Origin of the sequence: Haemophilus sputorum CCUG 13788 (assembly GCF_000238795.1) — a bacterium.
Taxonomy (GTDB): Bacteria; Pseudomonadota; Gammaproteobacteria; order Enterobacterales; family Pasteurellaceae; genus Haemophilus_A; species Haemophilus_A sputorum.
On the sequence record NZ_AFNK01000038.1, the window covers coordinates 1 to 9,838 of the forward strand.

Annotated in this window: 5 protein-coding genes; all 5 read right to left on the minus strand. The window is 45.4% G+C overall.

Going from position 1 to position 9,838, the window contains the following annotated elements; all coding sequences use genetic code 11:
* Window positions 1-3,285 (minus strand): BREX-1 system adenine-specific DNA-methyltransferase PglX (pglX, locus tag HSP_RS0106545; RefSeq protein WP_010129445.1); only part of this gene is annotated, 3,285 nt, incomplete at its 3' end.
* A 15-nt stretch (window positions 3,286-3,300) separates the two neighbouring features.
* Window positions 3,301-5,064 carry a DUF262 domain-containing protein gene (locus tag HSP_RS0106550; RefSeq protein WP_010129446.1) on the minus strand — a complete coding sequence of 588 codons (1,764 nt, stop codon included), beginning with the start codon at window positions 5,062-5,064 and terminating at the stop codon, window positions 3,301-3,303.
* A 16-nt stretch (window positions 5,065-5,080) separates the two neighbouring features.
* Window positions 5,081-8,758 (minus strand): BREX system P-loop protein BrxC, encoded by a 3,678-nt coding sequence (gene brxC, locus HSP_RS0106555; protein WP_010129447.1) that lies wholly within the window; start codon window positions 8,756-8,758, stop codon window positions 5,081-5,083.
* An 18-nt stretch (window positions 8,759-8,776) separates the two neighbouring features.
* Window positions 8,777-9,361: a DUF1788 domain-containing protein gene (locus HSP_RS0106560; protein WP_010129448.1), complete on the minus strand. Its 585-nt coding sequence runs from the start codon at window positions 9,359-9,361 to the stop codon at window positions 8,777-8,779.
* A partial coding sequence (locus HSP_RS0106565) for a BrxA family protein (RefSeq protein ID WP_010129449.1) occupies window positions 9,358-9,838 on the minus strand: 481 nt, incomplete at its 5' end. The genes HSP_RS0106565 and HSP_RS0106560, both read right to left, overlap by 4 nt.

The window sequence follows — 9,838 nt, forward strand, 5'->3', positions numbered from 1 at the left end:
ATAGAACTGAGTCGATAAATAACGGCGAATCGTCTCCAGAGCTGATTCAGATTTTTTCGGTTTAATGGCGTTGAGACATAGTGATTCGGCGACGAAATCCAAGTTTTCTTGCAGATGATCATCACCCCAAACAACTTGAACAAACTCACGGAACCGGTTGGTAGCATCGTCTTTGAACCATTCTTGGTCGGTTAATGGAATAATGCCGTCTTCATCGGCGAGAAAAGTTTGATAAGCACCTTCTTGTACTAATTCATCAAATCCCTCATTGCCTGCATGGGCATACGCCAAGCCCTCTTGATCCAGCGAATAACGCCCCATCATGCAGCCGATAGCGTAAGAGATCAGCTCGGCAAGAGTGTCGCTTTGCAAGCGTTCCTCACGCTCGTCATCGGTTAACTTAGCGCCGTAACGGTAATGGGGGTTGCAGGTCAGCGTGATCTCATCTAACGGTACCTCCTGCGTTAGCTCATTCTGCAAGCCGTAAGCGTCGATAAAGAGGCGGTTATTCTCCTCTTCCAGACCTTGCATCTGCGTAGTCATCTCCTGCCAATATGCACGCAACGCCTGATAACTCGCCAACAGTGGCGACTGATGGAAACGGGCATCTAATAGCGGAAACTGAGTAAAATCCCAAGAGGTTTCATAGGCGTCCCAGTCACCTTTGCAGATGCCAACTATGGACTGCACCTGATTAGAAACATCTGGTCGCACAAGTTCTTCAAAAAATGGAATAATAGAAATGTTTCCAGGCTGAAACTCAACAGTTGGATTAATTGCCTTGAGAATTGCAGTGGCTGGTTTTGATGCCAGCAGCCCCAGAATTGGTTTTAATTTCTCAGCATTGGAAAAATAGGATGATCCTTTATTATCAAATAAAAACCCCTTTTCGGAGTACCTAATCCCAAAATATGATGAACTTGTTGCGGTAAAAGTCAGACAAGGCTTAAAAATGTAATCCAAGTTGAAGTTATGTGCCCAAATCCTCTCGCCAGATGGATGCAGCGTATTACGCAGAAGCTGACCATCGTTTTCCCAGTTAACGACAAATTCGTTATTTCCATACCATCGGCGAAATTTCCCGCCTTTGTTATATGGAAACCACTTTTTTCCTGATGCCAAAGCCGCATCTCTTGAATCAAATCCGAGTCCTACCTTTCGGATCGACACTTCTTGCCAAAGACGAAGATATACGTCGTTATTACCCGTTGCCATTCCAAGACGCGGCTCACCAACGTCCTTTAAGTTTTTTGTTTCCACAAATGATTGGCGGAATTTTTCAGACACCCAATAAGCAATTGGTCTTCCTGGTATGGTCCAGAAATCTCTCACAGAGGCATGGTGGAACCAGCCACAATCATTATTTCGAATGGCCTCCTTTGTACGGGCAGCCATCTCTTCATCGGCTCCCTTGAAATCTACAAGCCTGATGTAGCCACCTTGAAGGTTAGGAGACCGCTTATTGCTAAAGTTGTACGCACAAATTTGTACGGTCGCTCCCTTGAAGCCTGTCAATGGAAGTTCAACAAGTGAATACAGTGCACGGCTCTCAGTAAGAAAAGTGCGCAAGTGTTCATGCGAGGCAATGTACATCCAAACATTCGGTGACATAATTCCGATATTTGAATTTTCAGCTCCGAGCTTCGAGCATCTGACTACAAATGCAGAAAACAGGTCTGACTTATAGTCTGGGTAGAAATCTTGCAGGAATACTTTCAGTCGTCCATTCATTCCCTTGCCGCCCATATACGGAGGATTCGCAATAACAGCATCGTAACGAATCGACAGAACCAATGCCTGATGAACAAATTCAATCAACTGCTTAGCTGCTGGCTTTTGCATTGAGTCACCTGACTCTTGCAATTCGAAAAGAGTACTCATTAGTTCTTTTAGCTGCTCATGCTCATCGCTTGGTACATCAATCAATGAACCAAAGGTCTTGGCTTGAGTAAATCTTGCCAATGTTCGCTTCAGCAGTTGGTAACGGTTGTCTGCATTGAACGAGCTTAAATCTTGCTCTTCATCTGAGAACAAGCCCTGGGACGTGCCGCTTTGCCAACTTCCCGATAGGTTGAGTGCTTTCCATAAGGTCGGTAGATCAATATGGTTACTTTCCTGCAATGACAGTACATTGAGTCGCACGTTACGGGTAAAAATACGCTTATCGTCATCTCTAGCCATCATCATCAGCGCAAAACCAGATAACTGCGCTGCACGATCATCAATGTCTAGCCCGTAGAGGTTGTTCTCCAGAATCATCTTTGGAATGTCACGAGAGCGGAAACCTCGTTCTTCGTAGATGGCTTTTAGTACGTTGTAAGCTTCAATCAATATGTGGCCCGAACCACAAGCCGGGTCAAGTACTTTGATGGTTTCAGGTTCAATAGATTCTGGCGTAATAGCCTTTAGCTGTTGGTTAACTTCGTCAGATTGTTCAGCAGGCTCAATGTAGTATTCCATCTGCGTTTTAATGGCAGAGTCTGGGTAGGTTTGCAGCCATTGGCGACCGACTGAGTTTTGTACCAGGTACTTCACAATCCAGTTGGGTGTAAATAGCTGGGTGGCGGCAGGGATGTCTTCACTCTTGACCACCTTACCCATTACCTGATCTTTCTTTTCAGAAATGTAAAACTGGTAAAGCCAACCAATCACTTCGACTTGTTGCCAGTCCTCTTCAGGAATGCTGTCTACCAATCCACGCAGAACTGAGTCGGTACGTGTTAGGTTGTCTGGTAGAAGAAGCTCGGTTTCATCGTCCAATGCGTCAAATAAGAAAGGCATCGCTTCATGAAGCTTATGGCACTGGCCTAACAGCAGTTCACGATACAGCTCTTCGTCTTTGTTGCCCGCAAGCTTGAGTTCAACAATGCGAGCTCTATCTAATCCGAGTTCATCCGCAGCGTCTTGCGCATGGTCGATAATTTCAAAGCCTTTAGGGTTGTCTGGGTGCGACAAAACACGAAAACCGTGGCCTAGATAGTCATGGATTTCCATATAGCGAATAGCACACAGACGGTTGAACCAGGTATAAGCTACTTGTTCAATAAGTTGTGCATACCCAAGTTTCTGGCTTCTGGCTACTATGCGTTTTCTGGGCTCGGCCAGTTTACCGTCAAAACTGTTACCGGCGATTTGAAGCACAGAACCTTGTAGATTCGCTTCTGCAATTTGTAGCTCGCCCTTTTTATTCGCGGTGATACCAAAGGTATTTAATCGTTTAGCTACCGCATCCATAAATTCGCGGCGCGCTTTTGGTGCGTATTTTTTCATGTTATTCGTATTCATATGATCTTGCGCCTCTTATTCTGTCTCTACGCTGCTTGCGGGTTGTAATGCAGTTCTAATGCGGGCAAGCAGTGTTTCCTGACGCTCGCGGTAAAAGTCCATAAACTGGTTTAGTTGTTCAGGTAATGATGTTATGGCTTGCGATTGCAGATGTGCTTGTCTTGCATTCACATCAGGCCACTGCTGCGCATACCATTCATGGGGCATTTTTTGCCGCTTCTGGTTGTTGATTGTCCCTTCCAACAGTTGAAGGTTTGGCAGCTTATTAGATGCCTCGATGAGTTCATCTAGCTGTTCAGCTGGGACACCAACTTTTGCAAGCTTGTTACGCGTAAACAAACCTTTGGGGTAAATGTGGTCCACATGAAAGTGTCGTGAAAAATCGAATCCTGGGAACAACAAAGTCAACAAGGCAAAGGTACGCGGATTACCATAATCCAACTGCGCTAGTTCACTAATTTCCTCTGGGTCAAAGCGCAACGATTTACCACGCTGTTGCATGGTCGCTTCAATTTTCGCTAGCGGGAAACCCGTATCACCCGATTGTTTAATGTCTGAGCGAAGCATAGTAAGCAGGGTATCCAAACCACTTCCCCAGATGCCTGACGCTTTCAACAACGACCTAATGAGCCAGTTTCTGATGCATTCTCTATCGACCGCATATTCAACCCTAGAAAGGTAGCTTGCCGTTAACTTTCGGTGGTGCAGGTAATAGGCCAACGGGAGGATGGCACTTGTTGCTCTGAGGTTTTGTGCATTAAAACCAAAACTTGCAAGTAGCTGCATTGAGAGCAATAACGCATCACGAATTGGCGTCCAGTTCTTTTCGAGAATCGCCATGTTTTCCTTGTTAAAGTTCTCAACCTTAAAGCCCACGCTACCGATGTCAGAGAGCATTAAGCCTGCTTTTAAAACGAGATCTTTTGATACGTTGAATCCATCACCAACACGGTTCATCTCATCCACTAATGCATGAATTTCTTCACGGGCATCTAACGAGCTCCACTGCGCTACGGCTATTGAAAGTAGTAAGTCTGAGTAGGACAAAGTAGTGCCGCCGCTATTCATGCGGATAAAGATATTCAGAACACGTTCAAGGCTCTGATCACTTTCTTCGTAAAACGAAATCTTATCTTTGTCATGGATAGTTCGATACAAGTGACGAAGAGTTGAGCGAGCCTCTTTGCGTTGCTCCGAGCTCAACCTAGCATCATCAGCAACTTCATCGATAAGTGCATCTTCTTCCTCTTCCATGATCCGGCCTACACGGAACCAGTATTGTTCAGATGCATCCAAAGAGGCTTTATCGTCGGTTAGGAACTCAAAGTCATACATCGACCCAGTTTCCAAGTCGGGCTGGCTTAACAGATTCAAGTGAAGCCTGCGCACTGGGAAGGCGTCATCATTGCTCCACCATTTACCTGTCAGCTTCCACGCAAATGAACCGCGTAGGCCGATGTTCAAAGCGGTAATCCGCTGCTGTCCATCTAGGACGGCAATGAACTCGCGTTCCGGTAACTGAGTGACATTTTCACAATGGTAGTTATCGCGCTCATGGTAATGCTGCATGAACTGATAAAACTGATAACTATCCCGGTTCTCTGGTTTTATCTTCCAGAATAGAAAGGTCCCAAACGGGTAACCTTGCAACAGGCTATCAAATAGACGACAGATCTGTTCTGGTCGCCATACAAACTCTCGCTGGATGGCCGGTAACAGGTATTCCTGCTCAGCAACCTTGTCGAGTAATGATCTTATTGTTCCACCCGCTTGATACATAGCTATCCGTTGCCTCTTACTTAATTCTTACTCGGTCGCCAGCTTTGACCGCAGCAATCAGCTGCTCTCTTAAAGCGGCAAGATAGGCATCAACTTCGGCTTCACTCTCAATGAATCCGGTTGTTACTGACTTTGCCATGGCATCGGTTGGGTTAATCGTTACAGTACGTTTTGCAACCGGCTGTGGCTGTACTGGTTCGGGGGCTGGCTCAGGTGCTGGAGCTGCCTTACCGGCTTTCGCTGCTTCCTCTTCGCGTTTCTTCTGTTCGAGTTCACGATGTCTTTGCTCAGCTTCAGCTTTTTTGCGTTGATCTTCGATAAAGCCATTCAGCAACTCATAGGCTTCGTCCTCGTAACCTTCCGCTTCAGTTTGCTCACTGATAATTTGTGGTATTGAAGAGGTCGCTTCAATGCGCTGTCTGCACATTTGTAACGGGCGCAGTGCTTGGTTCTGTAGTTCAGACGGTGCATGAGCTTCAGCTAACGCTTCTTTTACACGTCCGATGCGCAGATCAACACGCTCTAAGGCATGAGTGCGTTTTTCTTCAACCAATGTTGAGTTAACTTTTGCCACCTGCTCGATAAGCGGATTAATGTGGCGCAGCTGCTCATACGGTGAGGGCATATTGTAAATGCGTTCTAATTCAGTGAGCGCTTTTAATGCTTCACTGTCTTTTTCTAACGCGGGTCTATTGGCCTTAAACTTCTCGTTCAATGCGCCAGCAAGGGCTTGCCAAGTTTGAAATTGGCTATTGTAGAAGTCATCAAGATCCTCAAAGTCCTCAGCAAACTCTTCAAGGGCATCAGCGTTTTCTAAGAATCGGGTGATAAGAGCGAAGCTTGAAGTTTGCTCAAGAATACCCGCGACCAATGCAAGACCATCGTCAATTTGAGATTTACCTGGGAAATGGCCTGTCTGTGACTTGGTTCTGAATGATTTAAGCTCTTCATTCCAAGCCAGTAATTCATCGCGCACTAATTCGTAGAGCTCCTTTTCACCAGAGCCGGTAAAGGTTTTTGAAAAGATCTCTTTAACAAGACCAGCAGCCTTTTTGATTTGGCGCTCGTCATGTTGCCTGATTTTATGTACACGGATCTCACCGCGTTTACGCACGCTGGTAAACGGCTCGTAAGCTTTTTTCAACGCCAGATCTGTGCCCTGGGTACTAAAAGATAACTTTCCAGCCAAGCCCAGCCTTGCAGTGAGCAATAAGATTTCATTGTCTGGCCAGCCATACGGGCGCTTGCCGAAGTGGGCAACGATGTCACGTAAGTAAACAGGCTCATTACGCTCGACTTTTAGCGTTACGTACTGCTCAACCTCACGCGTAGCTTCTGGGTTACATTCATCCGCTTGAAGATCCAGTCCACTCTGAGCAATATCATCAGCAACAAGTACGGCCTGTAGCTCACGCAAAACTTCACCAGGCGTCGCCTTGAGCATGTTCAATTTAGCGAAGGTGTTTTCGATAACGTATTTGTATGCTTCTTCGACGATGGCACTTGGCGTTGCTGATTTCTTCGGTAGTTTTGTGCCGATAGCGTAAACGTCAGCCTCTGCAAACAAAGCTTCAAAATCCGTTCTTAAGCGTTTTTCACGCTCAATATTTTCCATCTGCTTTTCGCGGAGAAGGTGTTCTTGCTCTGGTCGCTGTCCTGAATTTTGTTTTAAGAATCGGTCAGTTTTTATAAAGGTTGTCAGGTCATCCCAAAGACGTTTATGTTCGCCCAGCTTGACGAGCACGCACCCATCAGCCTCAAGCGTATGATTGATGCAGGCTTGATCGTGGGAGTAATTTTCAAAGTGCGAATCCAAAGGTGAAATGACTTTAATGACTAGATCTTCCAGCGTGGTGCCATCTTTTGGATGACCATTGCAAAAACGGCTCACCGCAAAGTCTTGCTTATTAATCGGGTATCGATAGGCACGATTACCTTTCAAAATACCGTCAAATACGATTGCTGAAAGCTTGTTAGAGACCTCTGACATTTCAACGTCAGTGTGGCGGATCTCGTTTTCAATCTCTTTTTCTTCGTTGGTCAGGAAGATAAATTCATCACCATTACGCGCAATCAGCAATTGGCGTTCAAGACGATTCAAGCTCTCTTCAATTTGTTTACGCAGCGCAATTTTATCTGCATCGATTCGATCAATTGACAGCGTCACAAGGTTGTCTAGTGTGCTTTTGACAACGTCCACATAACGGATCAAGAAAAGAGTTTTTAGAATCTTGCCATCGAATTCTGTTAAGGAATCCAACTCACAGGCTTGGTCAATCGTTCGCTTAACCGCTGGCTCCAAAAAGCTTTCAATCGGTGCATAGAAACTGTAAAACGGGATTAACACATCAAGGCCAGAGTCCTTCATCTGTTTTGCAGCTGATTGGAAAGCATCAAGTAATGAACGCTCACCCATGGCTAAGTGCTTACCCGTCGCGCCTTTTGTTCGAATTGACTCAAACACTTTTTGAACCAGCGTGTAGTGGTAAGGCACAAACGGATAGTTGTCCACGAAAGACGGAGCGTCGGTGTAGCCCTTTAGAGACGCAGTTGTCGTTTTATCAAATGTCAGCTGGTTACGAAGAATGTCGCCCTTTTCAGCAAACACATCGATGAGGTGTGTACGAGCTTCTTCCGTTTTGGACAACAAACGCTTTTGAATAACTTCCGAGGTATTCGAGCTCGACAGCTGCAAGCGGGTACTAAAACGCCCTTGAATTTTAGAGAAGTCCTCGCCATCGCGCTTATCCATACCACCAATGGCAGCATCAATGTCTGCCTGAGAGGTAACAACGACCCAAGCTCTGCCACCACAATATGTGCCAAGATCTTCAGTAATGGTCTGAAGCTTCAACATCATTTGTGTGTTCTTACCGATAAACTGACCGACTTCATCGACTAAGAAAAGAAGGTTACGATCTCCAGTTCGATCTAAGTATTCATTAACCCACTTACAGAAGTTTCGGATATCTAGCGGGAAATTGTTTTCAACCTGTTCAACCCACGCTTTGGCAGACTCTAATGATTGCTCACTGGCATGAGCGAGTGCTTCTGAAAGTTCGTCTCGATAGAAGTCATAGGCGTCACGCTCCTTTTCCCAAGTTGATTGAGTCAACTCAGCAAATTTGTCCTTGAAAGACATGTATTGATTACGCTTATCAAGCTCGCGTTCTAAATGCGCAATGTGAGGAAAATCAGCGCAGTATCCTACACGCTCATTAAAGACTTTGAGGAAGACCTTAAGAATGGCATTTTCTCGGTCATCCGTATTGGCTCGTGAATCGATGTTAAAAAGAATAACATCAGTGTCTTTGGTAACAGCGTTTTGGATATCGGCCAACAGCATGGCATCGTTGATTTTGTCTTTAAAAAACTCAAATGCTTGACGGCCTTGGCCATCCTTTTCGACAGACTTATTTTCGAGGAGGTAAGACAAAATTTTCAGGAAGTGAGACTTACCCGAACCAAAGAAGCCAGAGATCCACACACCAATTTTTCCTGACATTGATGCGCCACTTTGCGTCACAGATGGAACGTAAGCCTCAAAGAAAGCGCGAAAATGTCGATCTAGCTCTCGGGTTACAACATACTCATCAAGTTCGACATACACACTGTCATTGTCTTTCTGTTCCGCTTTAACAACGCCGTTAATATCACGCGTCAACTTCTTGGAAAAAATCTGTTCAATTTTCATTCGGGAGGCTCCCTGCTCTTAATTTTTTTTACCGTCTTCAGGCACAAGCTTGAAGGCGCGATAGTAGTTTTTAGATTCGATCATGCCGAAAGGATGCAAATCCCTTCCGCTATATTCACCCGGATAGAAAAGCACTAATGGCGTGCTACCCATAACGTCTTGCAGAGCACTAAGTAACTCATGTCCTCGGATAAGAGGCCACGCACTGCCTAAGCCTGACAGCAACACAAACTCAAGTTCTGATGGCTTATATTTGTCCGCGATATACCTTGCCACTTTCTCTTGGCTCAGAGGCCCGGCTAGTGTTTTTCGAAGGCCATCAACACCGACTTGCAATTCACGCTGGCAAGCTCGGTCGAAAAGGCCTCGCTCCTCAAGCATATCTATCAAGACTTCAAAAATATTGAGATGGACAAAGCGGTAACCACGCTTGTTGAGTTTTTCGTCAACGTGCTTAATGTGCTCTCGTACAAGCAGTTCATACTTGGCTGGATAGTCAAATACCCAAAATCCAATTTCATTGCCCAAGCCATCGTTTTTCAAAAACTTAGGGCTTTCAATTCGTTCCAGTATCAGATCAAGCCTGGTCTGAAGAGCCTTCATATTGTGCACTCCATTACCTCAATCAAATCTTCCCGGCCCAGACGAACTAACCAGTCTTTAACTTCTGGCATTAGGTAAACAGGTTGTATTTTCTTTGTCCTGCTATCACTCAGGTAGCCACTATCAACCAGTGCCTTAATTGCGTTGTTACCCATTTTTTTGACAGTTGAGTCAGAAAAACCGCCAAGCTCAGCATATGCCCGCACTCTCGTGTCATAAAACTCAGACCATGCATCAGCGGTTAAAGAGGGTTTATAGGTGCGACGAGCTTCGGCTAAGGTAAGTCGCATAAAATAAGCGACAACCGGAGAATGAATGAGTAATGACATCATCAGCATTTGGACATAGGCACGTTCACTCGCGGCTAAAAGATCAGTCATAAACTCATCACCCAGGCCTTCAATACGCCAACGGATTGTTCTGGCATAACGAATAGCCGTCTGACCGGATTTTTTCTGAAGAACATTTTGCTCAACG

What these genes read in the sequence shown, in the direction of transcription:
- HSP_RS0106550 (WP_010129446.1), bottom strand. Translation starts at nt 5,064, where the DNA reads ATGTATCAAGCGGGTGGAACAATAAGATCATTACTCGACAAGGTTGCT.
- HSP_RS0106560 (WP_010129448.1), bottom strand. Translation starts at nt 9,361, where the DNA reads ATGAAGGCTCTTCAGACCAGGCTTGATCTGATACTGGAACGAATTGAA.
- brxC (WP_010129447.1), bottom strand. Translation starts at nt 8,758, where the DNA reads ATGAAAATTGAACAGATTTTTTCCAAGAAGTTGACGCGTGATATTAAC.